The organism is Bacillus sp. 103mf (assembly GCF_900116295.1).
In the GTDB taxonomy this organism is placed as follows: domain Bacteria; phylum Bacillota; class Bacilli; order Bacillales; family Bacillaceae_G; genus Bacillus_A; species Bacillus_A bruguierae.
On sequence record NZ_FPAF01000001.1, the window covers coordinates 283,136 to 301,360 of the forward strand.

21 protein-coding genes and 4 pseudogenes are annotated in these 18,225 nt (G+C 34.6%); 9 read left to right on the forward strand and 16 right to left on the reverse strand.

Annotated elements, in window-relative coordinates; translation table 11 throughout:
• Positions 1 to 82 precede the first annotated feature (82 nt).
• Positions 83 to 1,167, forward strand: a pseudogene (locus BM350_RS01345) (Rap family tetratricopeptide repeat protein).
• Positions 1,164 to 1,400: a hypothetical protein gene (locus tag BM350_RS01350; protein WP_090912985.1), complete on the forward strand. Its 237-nt coding sequence runs from the start codon at positions 1,164 to 1,166 to the stop codon at positions 1,398 to 1,400. Before BM350_RS01345 ends, BM350_RS01350 begins: the two are co-directional and overlap by 4 nt.
• 97 nt (positions 1,401 to 1,497) lie before the next feature.
• Here the strand turns inward: BM350_RS01350 and BM350_RS25965 are convergent, their stop codons facing one another.
• The gene (locus tag BM350_RS25965) at positions 1,498 to 1,635 is read right to left on the reverse strand and encodes a DUF3956 family protein (RefSeq protein ID WP_139207589.1); all 138 of its coding nucleotides are present in this window, start codon (positions 1,633 to 1,635) and stop codon (positions 1,498 to 1,500) included.
• Between the two features lie 258 nt (positions 1,636 to 1,893).
• On the opposite strand from BM350_RS25965, the gene BM350_RS27815 reads away from it, so the two are divergent.
• Both BM350_RS27815 and BM350_RS01355 read left to right on the forward strand, forming a co-directional pair.
• A complete protein-coding gene (locus tag BM350_RS27815) occupies positions 1,894 to 2,025 on the forward strand; it encodes a wnt family protein (protein WP_139207588.1) in 132 nt (43 codons plus the stop codon).
• A gap of 54 nt (positions 2,026 to 2,079) precedes the next feature.
• Positions 2,080 to 2,472 (forward strand): hypothetical protein, encoded by a 393-nt coding sequence (locus BM350_RS01355; protein WP_090912982.1) that lies wholly within the window; start codon positions 2,080 to 2,082, stop codon positions 2,470 to 2,472.
• A 548-nt stretch (positions 2,473 to 3,020) separates the two neighbouring features.
• Here BM350_RS01355 and BM350_RS01365 read toward each other — a convergent pair.
• Entirely contained in the window at positions 3,021 to 4,979 is a 1,959-nt protein-coding gene (locus BM350_RS01365; RefSeq protein WP_090912980.1) for a M6 family metalloprotease domain-containing protein, read from the reverse strand.
• A gap of 567 nt (positions 4,980 to 5,546) precedes the next feature.
• On the opposite strand from BM350_RS01365, the gene BM350_RS01370 reads away from it, so the two are divergent.
• From BM350_RS01370 to BM350_RS27370, 5 genes and pseudogenes are all read left to right on the forward strand, one after another.
• On the forward strand, positions 5,547 to 5,726 hold the full coding sequence (locus tag BM350_RS01370; RefSeq protein WP_244547926.1) for a WXG100 family type VII secretion target: 180 nt from the start codon (positions 5,547 to 5,549) through the stop codon (positions 5,724 to 5,726).
• Positions 5,717 to 6,286, forward strand: a pseudogene (locus tag BM350_RS01375) (helix-turn-helix domain-containing protein); the annotation flags it as partial. The gene BM350_RS01370 and the pseudogene BM350_RS01375, both read left to right, overlap by 10 nt.
• A 123-nt stretch (positions 6,287 to 6,409) precedes the next feature.
• On the forward strand, positions 6,410 to 6,910 hold the full coding sequence (locus BM350_RS01380) for a DUF3994 domain-containing protein (RefSeq protein ID WP_090912978.1): 501 nt from the start codon (positions 6,410 to 6,412) through the stop codon (positions 6,908 to 6,910).
• Between the two features lie 24 nt (positions 6,911 to 6,934).
• Positions 6,935 to 7,381 carry a hypothetical protein gene (locus tag BM350_RS01385; RefSeq protein WP_090912976.1) on the forward strand — a complete coding sequence of 149 codons (447 nt, stop codon included), beginning with the start codon at positions 6,935 to 6,937 and terminating at the stop codon, positions 7,379 to 7,381.
• A gap of 20 nt (positions 7,382 to 7,401) precedes the next feature.
• A pseudogene (locus tag BM350_RS27370) lies at positions 7,402 to 7,593 on the forward strand (hypothetical protein); the annotation flags it as partial.
• 58 nt (positions 7,594 to 7,651) lie between these two features.
• On the opposite strand, the gene BM350_RS01395 reads toward BM350_RS27370, so the two are convergent.
• The 14 genes and pseudogenes from BM350_RS01395 to BM350_RS01460 all read right to left on the reverse strand — a co-directional run bounded on the left by BM350_RS01395 (position 7,652) and on the right by BM350_RS01460 (position 18,208).
• Complete coding sequence (locus BM350_RS01395; protein WP_090912975.1) at positions 7,652 to 8,668, reverse strand: GH25 family lysozyme; 1,017 nt, start codon at positions 8,666 to 8,668, stop codon at positions 7,652 to 7,654.
• Positions 8,668 to 9,078 carry a phage holin family protein gene (locus tag BM350_RS01400; protein ID WP_090912973.1) on the reverse strand — a complete coding sequence of 137 codons (411 nt, stop codon included), beginning with the start codon at positions 9,076 to 9,078 and terminating at the stop codon, positions 8,668 to 8,670. The genes BM350_RS01395 and BM350_RS01400 overlap by 1 nt, the downstream gene beginning before the upstream one ends.
• Positions 9,079 to 9,158: 80 nt before the next feature.
• On the reverse strand, positions 9,159 to 10,394 hold the full coding sequence (locus BM350_RS01405) for a hypothetical protein (protein ID WP_090912971.1): 1,236 nt from the start codon (positions 10,392 to 10,394) through the stop codon (positions 9,159 to 9,161).
• Positions 10,395 to 11,120: 726 nt separating this feature from the next.
• Complete coding sequence (locus BM350_RS01410) at positions 11,121 to 11,993, reverse strand: M23 family metallopeptidase (RefSeq protein ID WP_090912969.1); 873 nt, start codon at positions 11,991 to 11,993, stop codon at positions 11,121 to 11,123.
• A gap of 142 nt (positions 11,994 to 12,135) precedes the next feature.
• Positions 12,136 to 12,258, reverse strand: coding sequence for a hypothetical protein (locus tag BM350_RS27820; protein ID WP_280141349.1), 123 nt, complete (start codon positions 12,256 to 12,258; stop codon positions 12,136 to 12,138).
• A gap of 340 nt (positions 12,259 to 12,598) precedes the next feature.
• Positions 12,599 to 13,645, reverse strand: a complete 1,047-nt coding sequence (locus BM350_RS01415; RefSeq protein ID WP_090912967.1) for a GH25 family lysozyme — start codon at positions 13,643 to 13,645, stop codon at positions 12,599 to 12,601.
• 267 nt (positions 13,646 to 13,912) lie between these two features.
• Positions 13,913 to 14,929 carry a lysozyme family protein gene (locus BM350_RS01420; RefSeq protein ID WP_090912965.1) on the reverse strand — a complete coding sequence of 339 codons (1,017 nt, stop codon included), beginning with the start codon at positions 14,927 to 14,929 and terminating at the stop codon, positions 13,913 to 13,915.
• A gap of 240 nt (positions 14,930 to 15,169) precedes the next feature.
• Positions 15,170 to 15,556: a DUF1492 domain-containing protein gene (locus tag BM350_RS01425; protein ID WP_090912963.1), complete on the reverse strand. Its 387-nt coding sequence runs from the start codon at positions 15,554 to 15,556 to the stop codon at positions 15,170 to 15,172.
• Positions 15,557 to 15,815: 259 nt separating this feature from the next.
• Positions 15,816 to 16,040 carry a hypothetical protein gene (locus BM350_RS01435; protein ID WP_090686983.1) on the reverse strand — a complete coding sequence of 75 codons (225 nt, stop codon included), beginning with the start codon at positions 16,038 to 16,040 and terminating at the stop codon, positions 15,816 to 15,818.
• Positions 16,033 to 16,236: a hypothetical protein gene (locus tag BM350_RS27970; RefSeq protein ID WP_348272192.1), complete on the reverse strand. Its 204-nt coding sequence runs from the start codon at positions 16,234 to 16,236 to the stop codon at positions 16,033 to 16,035. The genes BM350_RS01435 and BM350_RS27970 overlap by 8 nt, the downstream gene beginning before the upstream one ends.
• A gap of 125 nt (positions 16,237 to 16,361) precedes the next feature.
• On the reverse strand, positions 16,362 to 16,502 hold the full coding sequence (locus BM350_RS27975) for a hypothetical protein (protein WP_348272193.1): 141 nt from the start codon (positions 16,500 to 16,502) through the stop codon (positions 16,362 to 16,364).
• An 11-nt stretch (positions 16,503 to 16,513) separates the two neighbouring features.
• Complete coding sequence (locus BM350_RS01445; RefSeq protein ID WP_090912961.1) at positions 16,514 to 17,377, reverse strand: DnaD domain-containing protein; 864 nt, start codon at positions 17,375 to 17,377, stop codon at positions 16,514 to 16,516.
• Positions 17,378 to 17,470: 93 nt separating this feature from the next.
• On the reverse strand, positions 17,471 to 17,788 hold the full coding sequence (locus tag BM350_RS01450; protein ID WP_090912959.1) for a hypothetical protein: 318 nt from the start codon (positions 17,786 to 17,788) through the stop codon (positions 17,471 to 17,473).
• 153 nt (positions 17,789 to 17,941) lie between these two features.
• Positions 17,942 to 18,208 (reverse strand): annotated as a pseudogene (locus BM350_RS01460) (group-specific protein).
• Positions 18,209 to 18,225: the final 17 nt, after the last annotated feature.

An 18,225-nucleotide genomic window follows, 5' to 3' on the forward strand; every position in this document is an offset into this window, starting at 1 on the left:
TTGAAAAACAATCAATTCATTCGTTTTATTTATCCGAATTATGTTAATATTTAATTAATAATATATGGATGAGGAGGATATTATGAACGTATCAGTGAAGGGGAATGAACAGATTACAAAGTTGCTAAATGATTGGTACCAAGCCATGTTGCAACAACAAGTTTCAAAAGCAACGACATTAAAACAAGAAGTTGATAATGAAATTAAGAATATAGAAACAGATTACAATATATCTTTATATCATGCATTATTAAATTTCCGCTATAATGTTCTAACTGATTGGGTTTCAATTAAAGAAGACAGTTTTAATCAAGTAGCGTCCTTTGAAATCCCAACAGATAAATCCCTAGCATATTATTATCACTTCTTCAAGGCTCTTCACTTAAGACTTATTACTAACTATACAGAAGCAAAAGAACAGTTTGATAAAGCTGAAACACTATTACAATACATTGTAAATCCTTTTGAAAAAGCTGAATTTCATTATCGTTTAGGAGAATTTTATTATCATTCATATCAACACCTTAAGTCCATTGATTGTATTCGAAAAGCAAAAGCAGGCTTTTCTAAACAAGATGGATATGATATTAATCTTGCTTTATGTGAAAATGTATATGGACTATGTTGTATCGATTTAAAACAATTTGAATTAGCTGAAGAAGCATTAAATACAGCATTAAATTTATTCCAAAAAATAAATCATGCAAAATATGGCCTTATGGTACGCAACAACTTAGGATTACTTTATGCAAATCAAAATTTATCAGAATTAGCACTTCGTCACTTATCAGAAGTAACAAAGAAATCTCCAAATCATTTCCGAGCATTGTATTTAGAAGCTGATGAAAATTTGAAATTAAATCAGCTAAATATAGCCGAACCATTAATAGAAAAAGGGTTATACATCTGTAATCATTTAAAAAATCGAGAATATCAATATCGTTTTATAATTTTAAAAGAAATGAATACAAATACAGGTGCATTAGAAAAAGCTGTTTTAGAAGGAATTACGTACTTTGAAAAAGAAAAACTATTTGACTGTATTGAAGAATATACAGATCGTTTAGCTGATAAATTTTATAATGAAAACAACTATGAAAAAGCAAGTATTATCGTATAAGCAAGGACGCACGACAAAAACAAATGGAAAAAGGAGCATTAAAATGATGAAAAAAGTCCTCTTAACAACAATAGGTTGTACATTTGTGGTATCTATAACAGCTGGATTTATGGGATTCAACAAAGGTGACACAGGTGGAGCACCAACAAGACCTGATTTAGCTTATACGCATGGAGATCCTGGTGGCGGTATGGTAAGTAATGGATCTGTAAAAGATCCTGGTGGTTTTGGTAGTATAAGCACTGAAGGTGAAGCGGATCTTCCTACACCACAAGCGTAACACTTTAATAGAGTTAAAGAACAAGCCGCCCACCTAAAAATGAGCGGCTTTCTTTATTACATTTCATTCAATATGAAGAAATGTCACTTATCACTTACTATTCGCATGATGGTACACCTAATGCCTTCAAAATTGCTGCCAATTGAGCTGAAATATGAATTCTAATTTCAACTCCATCAAATTCGGTAACTAGGAAAAATTGATCAGTGACTTGTGCAATACAAGTTACTACCATTTCACTTCCCCCCTTTCTATCAAACTCTATATAAACTATGAAAAAAGGAAGAAAGTGAAATGGACAAGCTCCTAATAATTAATAAGTTTTACTCAAATATAGTTTAAATTACTTAGAATCACATCACATGCTCATCAGCTTAAAAATATTAACTACCTCCAAGTGTTAAAAAATACTATCCTCCCCTATTATTTTATAGAAAAAACAGCGTATTTTTTCACTTTAGAAGATACTTTGTTTTATTAGCTTAATAAAGCGATGAATTTACACAATAATGCTGTCGGAAGAGCGCATGCTGGTCAAGGACATGATAAATTAAGAGATTTAGCAAGATGGGGTTATTTTAGAGGATTTGATGGGAATGGAGACTTAAGACCTACTTGGTATTAAATTCGATTTTATCTTTTAAACAAAAAAATTATAAACAAGAAAAGAGTTTAAATAATGAAAAAAAACAAATGGTTTTATACAATTTTAGCAATATTAAGTATCTCAACTATAGGAATATTGTATATTGTACTTTTTTATCATGGTTTTGATATTACAATTACTAACAAAACAGATCAAGATATTAAAAATCTTATAATTATTGATGGTCGTAAAACTAAACAAATTACAATACCTACTATTGATTCTAATAAACAATATAAAACTAAAATCGATTTAAAAGACGTAGGAGAAAATAGTTTAACTTTAAATTATCAAGATAATAATAAAAAAATGCAAGAAGTGGTTATCTTTGGTTATTTTGAAGGTAAAGGTACAGGTACAATAGATATCGTTATTAGATCTATTCGTCAAGATGGAACGTTAGACATACAAGTAAAGCAAAAGTAGCTAAATGGGGTCACCGTACACTGAAGTGCATCCCAATTGCTAAACACAGTCTAACAATTGGAGGTGCACTTTAATTAGAGCTAACTATTTTATTATCTAAGCCAATGTACATATTCCTCATCAAAATACATCCAACCTTCAACGCCTTCACCTGCAATGTAAATCCAGTCAGCATATCGATAATGTATTTACACCAAATGTCTATTCCCATATTAGCGATAAAATTGATAAAAGATCTATCGCTGAATTTGAAGCATACATGAATAACGTTTTGGGGTGATGTTTATCTTTGCATTTTTTGTGGATGAATGTGTTCTAACTCATTGAAAAATGTTTTATCCACAAAAAGAAAAAAGCCCCGATACCAGTAGTATCAAGGCCTCTCACTCTTAATAAAGAGTCATATATTGATCGAGTTCCCATTGGTGAACTTGCGTACGGAACAAGCTTCACACCATAAAATTAAAATAAAGAATATCGTTTCAATATTTTGTGGGTACTTTTGTGATAGCTTATCAATGATTTCAATAGCTACCTTTACAAATACATTATTGCGCCGTTCCAAATACATTGATTTCAGCCGCACTTGTCCATGGATTATTGTTTATCTCGCTTAAGGCACGCAATTTAATATAGCGACCTGTCTTGGTTGCAAAGCTGACTTCTTTCAAAGTGGTATCATTTGTAAAGGTACCTGTGGCTACAGCTGTTCCCCAATTCACTCCATCACTACTGACGTAGAACTCATAGCCCTTAATCGTTCCGTTCACTTGGCCGTCTTGTCTTGGCAGGTAGTTGAATTTGGAGAGGCTATAGGTTGCACCTAAATCAATTTGAATCTCGTGCGGCATTGGAGCTACGGGGCTCCAGTTCGTATGCCAAAACGTGTTTTTGTTTCCATCAAAGGCATACGTACCCAAATTGTACGAATTATAGCTGTCTACATATTTTAGTGTCCAATTTGTTTGCGGAATCCAATTAGCTTCTTTTGTTGTGACTGCTACATTCATGGCAGAATTACTTGTGCTTGTCGTCGTAATCGTTACTCCCGATTTTTCTCCAGTGTAGGTATTACTGTTCGGATTGGTGTCTGGGCCAAAGGAAGCAGCGTGATTGTTATTCGTGTAATAGAACGGGTCTTGGTATTCACTGATGGATTGCTCTACATCAATGAAAGGATGAGGGTCATTAGAATTATTATTCATGGATTCATCAATATGCCAAACCGCGATGCCACCAGAATTTGTTGGCAAGCTTGCATCATACCCAACCTTTTCGCGATTCTCAACTAAAAAATACGTATTATCCTTTAAAGGAATCTTTAAAACATTATAGTTATTTGGGATCGCATTTAGAGTAAAATTGTTGGTGGTATTTACTACAGTTGGTGTTACAAATCCTAATTTTACTTTTGACCAGGCATCCATATGATCGGGTGTAGCTCCATACTCTTCTCCTTGAAGACTATTCCAGGCTCCATTAGCCATTATACTTAGACCACCCACATGATTATTATCGCCATATAGGTCTGGAAGGCCAAAGGAATGGCCCAATTCATGAGCAGGGATACCAATCGTTGCCATATGACCATATTGTTTTTCACCCTGCGTCGTATACATACCTGATACTGTAACACCATCGTGATTTGTGTTAGGAGCATACCACTGATGTGCCCAAATATTTGGCGCTGAACCACCACTAGCCTCTTCATTGCCAGCAAGAACAGTTACAATGTAGAAGCCATCTTTAGAGTCGATGACTTGATCATTATTAGTATCAAAACTAGCAAAATTCACCGTAGGATCAGCTTTAGCCAGTGCATCTGTTATAACCGTTCTAATGTCTTTTCCCGATGTATCCGGATGAGCGTAATCTAATTTCACTTTAACCACCCCATCATTTTGCGTACCATATGTTTCGGATGCCGGAGTGATCTGTAATTTTCCATTACTGACTTCATTATAGTAATTCTTTACTGACTTTTGATTTGCAGAAAAGAATTTGTTACTCCAATCGTTGTCGTTATATGCGATATCAACATCTGTAAACCCAATTGACAAAACAAGTAATTTTTTGGTTCCTAAAACTGGAGTGACAGTTCCGTCAACATTTTCTGGTGATCCCGTAAATTCTTTCATGAGCTCCTGTTTTTTCTTTGCTTGAGGGTTGTATTTCTTTATCCATTTGTTCAAATTGTTCTCATTTACCGCTTTTGCAGGCTTCTTGTCAATTTTATATTTTTTCCCCGTCGATTTCAGTTCGTCTGATGTAAGTTCAGCGTAATTCCAATACCCCTTCTCATCTTGTAAAAGTACGTCGCCATCCTTTGTGCTTGCCCAATGGAACCATTCATCTCCATGCACCGTGGCTTGAAACGATTCGCCTGACGGCTGCTCCATTTTGACAATTCCTTCGTATGCTGGTGCGGCAAAAGCGTTCGTTTGAAAGTACAAAACACAAATCAAAGAAAAAACAGACGTGAACAGGAATTTAAAAATTCTTTGCATAAACTTTCCTCCTTTTAGAAGTTGTTATCATGTGGGAATGGTTTCTTCTATAGATTCATGAAGATCGCCTCCCCCTTTAAAAAATATTCAACAGCATAATTTAAATACCATTTTATGGTAAATTTAAGGAGTTTAAATCTTATAAAATAAGTTGAGAAATATGATTATTGGAATTATAGATGAATAAAGGAATTTGTTTTGTAATTGCAATTGGCTGAACACTTCATATGTCTTCTATAGAAACCTTAATTACAAGATAAAAATTCTTTAAAAGGAGTAAAATATATAACTAATTCCTTAACGTACAGGGAATCGGTTAAGTTGTTTCTAAACGTATAATTTTCTTTTTTTAATGTGGTGACCCCATGCTCATCAAGCTAATATTTTGAAGTACCCCTATATTGATAAAATTTCTGTTATTTACTAAAGATTGAAACTTTTTCAGAAACCTCTTATTCAACAGGTTATCTTTTCATTAATTTATATTTTTCGGAAGTATCCCTCTATAAATTTGCTATATTTATATTGGTAATTTTATACACATAACAGAGAGGAGGTATAAATCAATTGGGGCAAGTACGTGTTGATCCAGATAAACTAGAAGAATCTGCAGATTCTATATTACGAAATAGAGAAACTATGGAAAGAATAATTCGAGAACTTTTACAAGTCACGTTCGAATTACAAATGTCTTGGGAAGGGATGGCGTACCAACGATTTTTCAATGAATTTTTTTCAAAAAAATGAAGAAACTCGTTGACCTGGGCATGATCAAGCAAATCGAAATGAAACGTAAATCCGATATGCTGCAAACTGCTAACGCTATTGTAATTCAACCTATTGTGGAAGAAGTGTCCAACAAGGTAGCTGCTGAAAAGTCCGAGAAGTGTCCGACCAATAAGACAAAACCTGTTTCCTTAAAACAAAATATAAAAGATATAAACAAACGTAATAGTAATGAGGATAGCAATACTCCTGAAGAGAATATTAAACAAGCTGATTTTGTGCCTCATTGGGTACCAGAACGTTTTGTTTCTTTAACTAATTCTTTTTATTATGAATCAAAAACAATACAAGAACTGTGGAAGGTTGTAAGACAGTGTAATAGAGTTGTTAACTACACAACAGGTGCTACAGCATTCAGCAAAGACCAGGAGCTTGCAATCGGCTTACAAGCTATTAAAGAGTTTGTTATGAAAGTGAAAGCTGGAGTAAAGATGGAGAATGGTATGTTCGCATATTTCAACGGTATTGTAAATAATTTAATGGACAAGTTCTATTTTGATAAAGAATTTATGGGAGCATAAAAAACCAAAATGCTAAACATTTGGAATTCAAAAAGTAAGGGGGAAATTCATATTATTTATTTGATTTATATTATGGTACAATATGTTAATTAATTACAATACTTTCTAAAAGGAGAATGCATAATGAAAGCCACGAAACTCGTATCATTAGCAATACCTATTCTATTATTAGTAGGTTGTAGTACAGAAAAACAAGAAATGAAACCGAATTCTATGAATGTATCTGATTTAAAGATAGAAAAACCTTCTACTACTAAAGGTGACTACGATGACGATTCTAGAGTACAAATATCTAGAGACGGTAAGGAGTTATTAGGTGAGTGGGGTAGTTACGTTGGTGACAAGTTCTTTGTGGGTTTAGACTTTAAAAGTGATGGTACATATGGTGCTTATGATAATAGTGGTAAAACTTCAAAAGAAGAAAACAACATGAAGGGTAAATGGAAGTACGATTATGACAATAAGCAAATCATCTTTACCATTGAAGAGACTGCTGGTGATGACAGACCAATAACTGATTATAGACCAGAAATAAAATATAAAGTTGACTTCTTTAGAGCAGGACAGTTAAAGATAATAGATGAAACAGGTAGTCCATTAAACGTAGAAAGAAAATCTAAATAATCAATATCAAAGGGGTATATGTTGATGAGAGCAAAGAAACTAATAACGTTAGCACTACCAATCATGTTATTAGGTGGTTGTGCAACAGACAAAGCAGAGAAGAAAGACTACAAAATGCAAATGGCTTATCAGATGAAAGACATTTCAGAAGAGTCAAAAGTTATTAATGACATCTTAACAAGTCAGAAACCAGTAGAAGAAAAAGCAAAAGAGTTTAAAGAGAAGTCGAAACCTCTTTTAGAAACAGCAGAGAAAGTTAAGAAGTTAGAACCAGGTGAAAAGTATAAATACGTACAATCTCTTCTAAATGAATCTATGGATTTAATAAAAGAGTCTGTAAGTCAAACTCAAGACGGTTTAGATAAACAAGACCGAGTTCTTCTCAATCAAGGGTTACAGACTATGTCTAACTCATCTAAACGTATAGTTGAAGCACATAAGAAATTAAAGGAAATGGGTGAAGCAAATTAAGTAGAAAGGGGTATATAACAATGAAACGCAAATTATTAGCAGTAGCAGTACCAATCATGTTAGTAGCAGGGGTAGGTTGTAGTTAAGACAATGCAGAAGAGAAGAAGACTGATAGCTTACAAGTAGCAGTAGATTATAAAACTTCTATACTTGACTTAAGTAAAGAGTTAGAAAGCAAATTATCTACAGAAGAATTAAAAGAGTTACTTATGTATGCTAAAGTTTAATACATAGTAAAAAAGCCGACTCAATTAAGAGCCGGCTTTTATTTTATCTAATCCAATGTACATATGACTCATGGAAATACATCCAACCTTCAACGCCTTCACCTGTCACGTAAATCCAATTTTCATAACGGTAATGAACGTCATAAGCAGAACGTTTTGTAATTTTATTGATAACAGGGTCGCCTGTACTTGCACCTTTTCTAAGGTTAACATCAGTTGCATTAACCCACACGACACCTTTTGATTTTCCATCTTTATTGATACTTGCTGTATCATCACGCATCCAATTGTCAAGGGCAACTTTATACCAAAAATGTGAACCATCCCAATGCCATGCGTAGTATGTATGACCTTGACCTTTTACAGCCGTTCTCATGATAGGTGCATTTACATTAGGTTCTTTACGGATATTAGCTACATCAGCAGTCGTTGTAAGGTATCCTAAAACTTCTTCTTGTGGAGGAGCAAGTTGAGAGTCATTTCCTATAAACCATTCTAGTGACTTATCGCCAATAAGTTTATTTACATCACAGTTGCCGATACCTTCTACATAACCGCCTGTTGCATTATCAGCATACTGCCAAATATCGCATGCATATGCAGGCTTTGCTCCATAGCGAGGAATCCAAAGGAAATCAGCTTTTACATTTTGCAACCCATAGGAACCATACATATGATGAGATACATAGAAACCTACTTTCCATCCTGCAGCCTTACAAGTATCAATGAATACCTGTGACGCCTTTGCTAGATTAGTAGCTCCACAGCTTGCTAAAGTATCATCTTCCACATCTAAAACTAGAAATTTAGCGTTTTTACTCACACGATTTATAAAGTCTTTTGCTTCCACAATTGCATCTTCCACAGATACGAAACAACCATACGCATAAGCAGCGTGTGGAATACTACGTGATTCTAGATTTGCTACATGCTGTTTATATAGAGCGTCTACTTTATTTGAACCATATTGCACACGGCAAATTGCTAAATCAAGATTTGGAGCAGCTACATCCCAATTAATATTGTCGTTGTATTTTGAAATATCTACAATGTATCCCATTATTTATTCTCTCCTTTATTTTTGTTATTTAAAATCTCAACAGCATTTGTTAGTGCAGTTGGTAACTTAATACCCATACGACCTGCATTTTCTAGGATTGATAACAATTCATTTCCTGCAAAGAAAAAGATAGTTGCTTCACGAATCGCGCTGTTACTTCCAAACATGACATCTACTTGAGCAGCAGCTCCGACCAATAAAAAAAGCACTACCTTTTTGGCAATGCCTCGAAATCCGATTTTACTTTTTAACTCCCCGTTATATCCTGCAGCAATCATTCCAGTAATATAGTCAATTGCAGCCATCGTAATTAGAATTTTCAGCGACACATCCCACCCCCCTAAAAAATAACCGCAAAAGCCACCGAAGGCAGCTATAAATGATTTAGTTAATACATCGATACGATCCAATTGTTTGCATCTCCTTTCAAAATAAAAAGAGAGACGATTTATCCCTCTTTGCTTAAAAACAATTATTACTCAACAATTCCTTACTCCACATTAAAAAATATACCATCTAAAGCAGTGAATGGTTTTGTTGTTATTGATGTGGTAGTAACTAAAATCACATCCCCATTCGTTTTTATTTCAATTCTATTTCGCTTGTCTGCTCCACCAGAAGCTTGGGTATTGTGAAACTTATTACGTTTAGGAGCATATGGAAAAGGCAATTTAAACAATACTAAATTAGGATCTTGACTTGTATAAGAATGGGTACATACTCCTTCGAAATATACAATTCCATTACTATCTTTTCCGTACCTTACAGGAACGTCAACACCATAGTTAGTTACGCCTGGTTCTAGAGTTGCATCAATCCATTTAATTGAATTAGAAACCGAAATTTCTGTATTCAAAGAAGTGTTAATTTTTTCGAACTCCAGTAATCCACATAACGAGAAATACATTTTACTACCAATAATATGACATACAACAGGGACGAAGCTGCCATTGTATTCATAGAATGTCACACCTTCGTTTTCATACCTAAAATTATTAATGTCTATATTTTGGTTATCAAATCTTCTAACTAACGCTCCTAACTCTTTTTTGTTAAGTTCAATAGTACTTAATATAGTGTTATTAAAATCAATAACCGTTAAGACAGGGTATGTTTTCCCACGTCCTAATACAATTTTATCGTCAATAATTGTAAGACCTTGTGTTTTTTCACCATTAGCGATAACGTTGCTAAAAAAGATGGTTTTAATTAAAATGGGTTCACTATTTACAACAGATTTAAAATCATAAATATACACACCCTCTGTTCGATCTGCACTACCAAAAGAAGTAACTAAATACTTATTATCTTTATCTTTCCCTAGTTTTGAACCTCCTAAAACAGGAGTATTATCTCCTAATACTCCATCATCGTAATTAAAGATGGCTAGATTCTTATCATAAGTAGTCCGAACTAGGAAACATAACTTGTTGTTAATATCATAATAGAATGGTAATCCTTCTTGAAAAGCACCCTTTGATTTTGCGAATGACTTTGTGTCTATCAAATCACAATTTGGCAGGGAATATCTGCTGATTTTAACATCTGTTCCACCGTTTATCTGCCGGGATATATACAACTCATTTTTTTCCTGATTTATAGCGAATCCTTGAGGGAAATCTAACTGGCCATCAAGCAAGATATTAGTGGAATACAGAACTTTTTGATGCTCTAAGAAATTCTCGAATTTTTTATTTAAAATATTTGATAATGATTCCAATGGCATAATGCCACCTCCCATAATAGTTTCGGTTCTAATACTGTTGATTTTTTTCTAACTCAAATCGGCTATCGATTTATTAACTAATTTCATATATTCCTCACCTATAGTTCTCATCTCCTTTCGTAGAGTAGAAAACTGAAACAGATTTCTTTGGAGATGGCTTTGCCATCTCTTTTCTGTTCCAGCTTCCCCTCATCAAACCGTACGTGAGGTTTTCCCTCATACGGCTTTCCGATGTTCTTCTTTCTTTGGCTTTCAACTACTTACTCAACATACCACCCTCCGTACCCCGAGGGATTCCTCGATGCTGCGCTTCCAAGTTCTTCACATCTTCCATGGTCTTCGCCTATATTCTCCAGGCTCGACTTCCCTTTGTCCTATTCCTAGGTTGCTTTTGACGAGGCGGCAAGGTTCACTTTATGTTACGGTCTGCTGATTCGCTCGCACTTCTATTAGAAGTTACTTTGTCATAGGGCTTCAACCTTAGGATTTCTCCACCAGTTGCCTGTCAGCTACTAGGCGACTTGGTTCTTACCTAGACTGGACTTTCATCAGTAAGCAGTGTCCAGCTTAGCTGGGCACGCATAATAAAAAGCACTCCCTAAGAATTACGGTAAAATTAAAAAAGGCATGAGTCCTTTAAAATATCGGACCCATGCCCAAGAAGCTGCCTAATGTAATAAACTGTCTAACTTTTTGGTGTCACTTCAATAAGAGCCGTCTCTTTTATTATCGAATCCAACGGATGATTTTTTCGTCAAATTCTACCCAACCTTTATCTTTAATGTAAATCCAGTTGTTATCTCTAAACTCAATTTCCCACTGACCAACACCTACACGATCACGTATGCCACTATTATAATTAGCATGATGGTAACACTCTAATCCATTCCATTCATTCCAAATGACACCTTTACTTTTACCGTCTTTTTCGATACGCATTGCTGTTTCAGGAACCCAATTGTCATTTGCAATTTTAAACCAAAATCTTTTTCCATCCCATGCGTTTGCTAAATAAACATGACCACTGCCAAGAGGAATCTTTCCTACTACTTCCGCAAACTCATTTGGCTCTTTATATACCCAAGATTGGCGTTGCATACATTGCAACCAACCTAAGTTATTGGTTAGCCAATCAGACGGTAACGAGATATTCTGACGTGTATCTACATCCGTAGGATCAGTGTTGCCACCGTCCCCTTTCCCCAAGTAGTCTAACGGGTTCACAGCATTACTCTTATTAATATCCCAGCGTCCTTTATGCAATTCAAAGTGTAAGTGTTGGCCACTAGACTGCCCCGTGTTCCCCATAACTCCAATTGTTTGTCCTTGTGTAACATAATCGCCTTCTTTAACCGTTCGAGAACCACTACGCATATGAGCGTATACAGTTTCCCATATAACTCCATCTATAGTATGCACAATCATAATACATTCACCATAACTGGATGAAGGATAAGAACGACTGACTTTCCCACTAGCCGCTGCATAAATCGGATGATCACCCGCTTCAGCAAGGTCTACCCCATGATGATCTGGTCTGTCACCTCTAAAACCACTTGTTACTCTCGTTGTATCTGTTGGATAAATAAATTTTGCCATATTAATCTTCCTCTCTATTTTTACACAATGTAAAAAAGGTACTTACATGAGCACCTTCGCTCACTGTCTATATTTGTTATTTTTTGGATATATTCTAGTTTTTCAAATCTTAAGATGAACAGAACGAAAAGCTCTCTTGCCGTTACCTAATATCAAAATGTTCTTCTTTTAACCATGTACTGTTTCCAAGGTATAACATAGGTTGTTCATACCAAGCTGCACTTAAAATAAAATACGGTGTTTTATCATTAATTACGTTATCCATAAAATATCCACCTTGTGGTTGGCTATATAGAATAACACCCCAGCCAATTGAATATTTAGATGTCGCAATTTCAGGACCTATTGATTGCAGAGTTTTTTCAGAAGGATCAGTTTAGAAACTAGTATCCTATTATGTTCCACTTTATCTTAAGAAACTTGAAAGTTTAGAGCATTTTAAACTAAAATTACAGAATGATATCCATTAGTATAATCACAAAAGAATTACGGTAAAATTAAAAGGCATGAATCCTTTACAATACCGGACCCATGCCCAAAAAACTGCCTAATGAAATAAACCGTCTAACTTTTTGGTGTCACTTCAATAAGAGCCATCTCTTTTATTATCGAATCCAACGAATGATTTTTTCGTCAAATTCTACCCACCCTTTATCTTTAATGTAAATCCAATTGTTATCTCTAAACTCAATTTCCCACTGACCAACACCTACCCGATCACGTATGCCACTATTATAATTAGCATGATGGTAACACTCTAATCCATCCCATTCATTCCAAATAACACCTTTACTTTTACCGTCTTTTTCGATACACATTGCTGTTTCGGGAACCCAATTGTCATTTGCAATTTTAAACCAAAATCTTTTTCCATCCCATGCGTTCGCTAAATAAACATGACCACTTCCGAGAGGAATCTTTCCTACTACTTCCGCAAACTCATTCGGCTCTTTATATACCCAAGATTGGCGTTCCACACATTGTAGCCATCCTAAGTTATTGGTTAGCCAATCAGACGGTAACGAGATATTCTGGCGTGTATCTACATCTGTAGGATCAGAACCATTTCCTATGAACCATTCAATAGATTTATTTCCAACTAAGTAGTTTAAATCTACATTACCAGAATTACCAGTTATGCCTGCAACGCTACCTTTATCAGTATATTGCCAAATATCACAGCTATAAGCAGGTTTACTGCCACCATAACGAGGAATCCATAGGAAATCTGCACTTACACTATTTAATCCATAACTTGCATACATGTGATGTGATACATATAATCCAACTTTCCACCCTGCTGCACGGCAAGTATCAATGAAAGCCTGAGACGCTTTTGCCAAGTTAGTTGGCCCGCAACTAGCAAGTGTATCATCTTCTACATCCAATACAAGAAACTTTGCATCCTTGTCAGCACGGTTCATAAAATCATTTGCTTCTACAATAGCATCCTGAACGCTTGTATAACATCCATAAGCATAATGGCCAAATGGAACTCCATATGCTTTACAACCTTGTATATATTCCTTGTACTTTGAATCAATTTTATTAGATCCATATTGTACACGAATAATCGCAAGCTCCAACTCTTTACTCGCTTCTGCCCAATTAATAGTTCCATTATAATAAGATATATCTGCTATTTTCTTCATTCTTACATACTCCTCTTTTAATTACTGGAGAAAATTTTCTCTTTCTGCTAATAAGTTTACCTTTGAATGAACTTACAAAAACCGTTAAAGAAATACGCTAAAACTTCTCCTTTTCTCTATAGTTAACACCTCAGGAAGAAATCCACTTCGTATTTATCAACATAAAAGTTGTATATCAAGATACTTTCTATAACAAAACTATTTTTAAGTTTAATATTATTGATGTGAAAACAAAGAAGAACCGACTCATAAGAGCCCGCCCTTTTTTTACCGAATCCAACGAATGATTTTTTCGTCAAATTCTACCCACCCTTTATCTTTAATGTAAATCCAATTGTTATCTCTAAACTCAATTTCCCACTGACCAACACCTACACGATCACGTATGCCACTATTATAATTAGCATGATGGTAACACTCTAATCCATCCCATTCATTCCAAATAACACCTTTACTTTTACCGTCTTTTTCGATACGCATTGCTGTTTCGGGAACCCAATTGTCATTTGCAATTTTAAACCAAAATCTTTTTCCATCCCATGCGTTCGCTAAATAAACATGACCACTTCCGAGAGGAATCTTTCCTACTACTTCCACAAACTCATTCGGCTCTTTATATACCCAAGATTGGCGTTCCACACATTGTAGCCAACCTAAGTTATTGGTTAGCCAATCAGACGGTAACGAGATATTCTGGCGTGTATCTACATCTGTAGGATCAGTTCCTCCATTAAAATCCACATATTGTTTAACAATTTCAGCGTAGAAAAAATTCCCACCACTTTTATATCTATAGCCACCATTGTATGCCACAGCGATAGGGTGACTATACCGAACCATAGTACCATTTGTATTCCCAAGAGATGGTGCAACAACAGTTTTAGAATAAAGGTCTGCCACCGGTAGTGAATGCTGTTTATTGTTAGAAGCTAACCAACGAATGTAAGCACGTCCAAAATTATATGTTTGAACAATAGCACTTAAATCAGTAATACCGTACTTCTTTGCATCTTCAAAAGATCCTTTTAAGTGCATTACTCCGTAATGAATGGATTCCTTAGGGTTGTTAATTGAATTCGCAGGTCTTCCTTGGGATTCACTTGACTGCATAATATCGGGAGTCGTTTCAGCATTCCCACCACTTTCCACCATAATAATTCCAAGCACATAAGGCACTAATTCTGGTACACCTTGTGCATTACATTCTTCTTCCACCATTGTCTGCCATCGTAGAACCTGTTGCGGCAGATTCACTGTTTTAGCTGAAGCAACTAATGTATTCATTACTAAACATCTCCTTATTTTCCCTATTATTTTCTGTCTAAAAAACCTACTACTTTACCAAGTACATCTAACTGCTAAATGCTCATTATTATGTAAAATTAATTCATAGTACTCACCTTCTTTCACAAGAAAAAGAGCAACCATACAATAGTTGCCCTTTCGTCAAAATCTTATATTACTACTATAAATCATTTTTTCAATGGTTTCTGTACACCACATGTAACCTACATAAAGGTAACATTAAAATTCATCTAGACACTTGACAATCTTTCTTATTTCAGCATGCTTACGTCGAATATACCCTGAACTATAATGTAGATCATAAGAGATTTGTTCTAAAGTCATTCCATCGATATACTTCATTCTAAGTATTCGATGATCCAATCCTGTAAACTTATTAATCAAATGCTTTAAATCATACATTTCATTCATCTTATGAGCTAATTCATATTCAATTGCTTCAAGATGTCCTTCAACTTTCGCCCCATCCGAATCAGCAGTTAAACGAACATCTTGCAAATCACCACTGATCCAGCGTTTTAATTCAGCTTTTGTTTTGTCTAAGTTGTATTCTAAATACGCAATTTCTTCTTCTAATTTTTGATAATCTTTTAGCCAATTAAACAACTGATGATTCACCTACTTTTTTCTATTTGTATTCTGTTTTTGTCCAATACCACGAACTTTTGTAACCATATTCACCATTAATTGAGTCTTCGCTATGCCAACGGACCCATAAGTCTACTTTATTATTGAGCGTATCTTTAATGTTTTTTTCAACTTGTGTAATTTGTGGCCTATTCTCCATCTCACAAACAACTCAATACCCGATTGAGACTTTTGTAAAACCTTTACCTATTTGTAAATCCATTTTCTTTTCTCCTTCTTAATCTAACGCTTCAATTTCTTCTAAAGATCTATTAGAAACCTCTACACTACGAATTCGAAAATCATAATGTTTACGATATTTCTCACGTATTAAGAGCCGTGCTTCTTTTTCATTTTCAGCTTTACAAAACTCTAATTTAAAACCGTAATTTGTAACAATGTCTACTAAATACGTATCTAATTGCTCAAAAATCATGTCTTCCATCGTAATTTGTTCAGTCATGGCTATTACCTTCTAGGGATAATGTAATTGTTATTTGCTGATTTAAGATTGCTCCAATTACTGCGTTCATCCATAAATGGCTACTAACCTTTCGTTTTAAGAATGTAATTACTGTTATTAATTCTGCTGTAGAGAATACACTAAATTCTCCTAATCGTTCTTGGTGGAATCTACCGCCACGTTTTTCTATTTTCATAGAAATGTCATTCTCTTTTACAAACTGTTCGGCTGCAGTTAAATTGAATTGCTGTACTTTATTTCTTCCAAACAGCTCAATCAGCTTTTTTATAACACCCTAAATTACACAAAAATATACAACCTTTACACTTTTATCCATTTCATCACGGCATTTTTGACAAAGTTTTTTTCGCATCCTTCAATATACATGGAACGCATTTCGAAACTTTCTATTTTATCTCCGCAAATGTCACACCAATCTCCTACCTTAAATAGATCAAACATGTAAACATCTCCTAGGATTTATATTTTTGCAATACAGCTTCTAATCTTTTACGCTCTTCATCTATATTTGAATGAGTATTTTGTTGATGCTGTTCTCTTGAATCTTCATTTTCTTGTTGATGTAGCCATTCTGGTACCATTTCATTTCGTTGTGTGTATCCTGTACCAGATTTCTTTCTATTCTTACTAAGCTCAAACTGTGCATCTAATGAAGCAACATCATTTAATGTTTTTACTTTTTGCTTTTCCCAGTTACTAAGAATGGAACGTATATATCTCCACTTTGGTGCATTTTCATCGAGAGCTTTGTTTACTGCATGTACAATTAGTTCGCTTCCTAAAGTGTTACAAAACTCTCCTAATTCTGTAATCGCAATTTCACTTAAAGGGATTCCTTTTCCTAGCAAAAAGTTGTAACTTATTTTAAATTCTTCATCAATTAATTTTTGAGTTGTGATGTCATTATCAACATGATGATTAGTATTTTGTATATCAGTACTTAGTTCTTTAGTACTTTGTATATTAGTATTTAGTAGCTGGCGATTTTCCACCGGTGGCTTTTCAGCCGGTGGAAAATCATCCACTGGGATTTCGTAAATAACAGTCTCCCATCTAATAATTTTGTTTTTTTCATTCCTTATAGGGAATCGTTTAACATATCCATGTTCTTTTAATTCCTGCATCCCAGCTCTCAAACTGTTAATACCATCTTTCGCATGGCTAGCTAATTCTTCTCTATAAAACACCCAATCATCTGGAAGAGTAAGAATATATGCCAAAATACCTTTTGCTTTCCAAGAAAGCCTTTCATCTTTTAAACTGGTATTATTTATGACAGAATAATTATTATCCTTTTTAACTCGAAAAATCCCCATAATATCTACCTCTCACGTTTTCAAACCTTTAATTACTTGCTATAATAAATGCAGTTCTATTTATTTTAGGAACCCATTGCCGTGGGTTTCTTTTTATTCATTTAACACGTACTCAATGATATGGTCCGGTATATCGACCTCACGCATTCTATTTGCTACCATTTCTACACGGTCACGCTCTTCCTTTTTGAAGAACAGCTTTGCTAGTTGCTCATTACATTCTTTAACTTTTTCTCCCCATTCCTCATACTCTTTATAAGCTTGATAGAATTCTTTTGTTTTACCTTCTGTATTTTTCTGCCTAGCAATGCAAGTTAACAAGAATTGATTCTTTATGTAGTTCTCCTTCTTGTTACGCAATGATTTTGCTAACTCTACATCTTCTGATAAAACTAAGCTTTCAATTTCCATTAGATTCACCTTCCTTTTTTTTAATCAGAGCGTTTAAACATATAAATCTGTTCTCAATTAAACGACGTTGCTTTTTATTTGGTAACGTATAATGAGCTAGTAATCTAAGATAATCAGATACTTTTACATTGTTGTAATCGATTATTAACATAATTAATCCATCCTTTCTTCTGCCCACTCTATTAAAAACGCTTGAACCTGTTTTGCTGGAAAATACCATTTCTTATCCACTTTAAATTTTGGGAACCGCGGATCAAAGAAAAACTGATCTTGAATTGTATTCCACGACATACATACACGCTTTTTAAGTTCTTTGGTATCTCAAAATGTTAATTCAGCATCATATTTTTTAACCTTCTTTTGAATTTCTTCCACACATAATTTCTTCACAACATCCTCGTCTATTTGAACATTTAACATACTCATTTCCCCCCGAG

What these genes read in the sequence shown, in the direction of transcription:
- BM350_RS25965 (WP_139207589.1), bottom strand. Translation starts at nt 1,635, where the DNA reads ATGGTAGTAACTTGTATTGCACAAGTCACTGATCAATTTTTCCTAGTT.
- BM350_RS27970 (WP_348272192.1), bottom strand. Translation starts at nt 16,236, where the DNA reads ATGAAAATAGAAAAACGTGGCGGTAGATTCCACCAAGAACGATTAGGA.
- BM350_RS27815 (WP_139207588.1), top strand. Translation starts at nt 1,894, where the DNA reads ATGAATTTACACAATAATGCTGTCGGAAGAGCGCATGCTGGTCAAGGA.
- BM350_RS27820 (WP_280141349.1), bottom strand. Translation starts at nt 12,258, where the DNA reads ATGGATAACGTAATTAATGATAAAACACCGTATTTTATTTTAAGTGCA.
- BM350_RS01410 (WP_090912969.1), bottom strand. Translation starts at nt 11,993, where the DNA reads ATGGCAAAATTTATTTATCCAACAGATACAACGAGAGTAACAAGTGGT.
- BM350_RS01350 (WP_090912985.1), top strand. Translation starts at nt 1,164, where the DNA reads ATGATGAAAAAAGTCCTCTTAACAACAATAGGTTGTACATTTGTGGTA.
- BM350_RS27975 (WP_348272193.1), bottom strand. Translation starts at nt 16,502, where the DNA reads ATGTTTGATCTATTTAAGGTAGGAGATTGGTGTGACATTTGCGGAGAT.
- BM350_RS01380 (WP_090912978.1), top strand. Translation starts at nt 6,410, where the DNA reads ATGAAAGCCACGAAACTCGTATCATTAGCAATACCTATTCTATTATTA.
- BM350_RS01420 (WP_090912965.1), bottom strand. Translation starts at nt 14,929, where the DNA reads ATGAATACATTAGTTGCTTCAGCTAAAACAGTGAATCTGCCGCAACAG.
- BM350_RS01415 (WP_090912967.1), bottom strand. Translation starts at nt 13,645, where the DNA reads ATGAAGAAAATAGCAGATATATCTTATTATAATGGAACTATTAATTGG.
- BM350_RS01405 (WP_090912971.1), bottom strand. Translation starts at nt 10,394, where the DNA reads ATGCCATTGGAATCATTATCAAATATTTTAAATAAAAAATTCGAGAAT.
- BM350_RS01450 (WP_090912959.1), bottom strand. Translation starts at nt 17,788, where the DNA reads ATGGAAATTGAAAGCTTAGTTTTATCAGAAGATGTAGAGTTAGCAAAA.
- BM350_RS01355 (WP_090912982.1), top strand. Translation starts at nt 2,080, where the DNA reads ATGAAAAAAAACAAATGGTTTTATACAATTTTAGCAATATTAAGTATC.
- BM350_RS01385 (WP_090912976.1), top strand. Translation starts at nt 6,935, where the DNA reads ATGAGAGCAAAGAAACTAATAACGTTAGCACTACCAATCATGTTATTA.
- BM350_RS01445 (WP_090912961.1), bottom strand. Translation starts at nt 17,377, where the DNA reads ATGGGGATTTTTCGAGTTAAAAAGGATAATAATTATTCTGTCATAAAT.
- BM350_RS01365 (WP_090912980.1), bottom strand. Translation starts at nt 4,979, where the DNA reads ATGCAAAGAATTTTTAAATTCCTGTTCACGTCTGTTTTTTCTTTGATT.
- BM350_RS01435 (WP_090686983.1), bottom strand. Translation starts at nt 16,040, where the DNA reads ATGACTGAACAAATTACGATGGAAGACATGATTTTTGAGCAATTAGAT.
- BM350_RS01395 (WP_090912975.1), bottom strand. Translation starts at nt 8,668, where the DNA reads ATGGGATACATTGTAGATATTTCAAAATACAACGACAATATTAATTGG.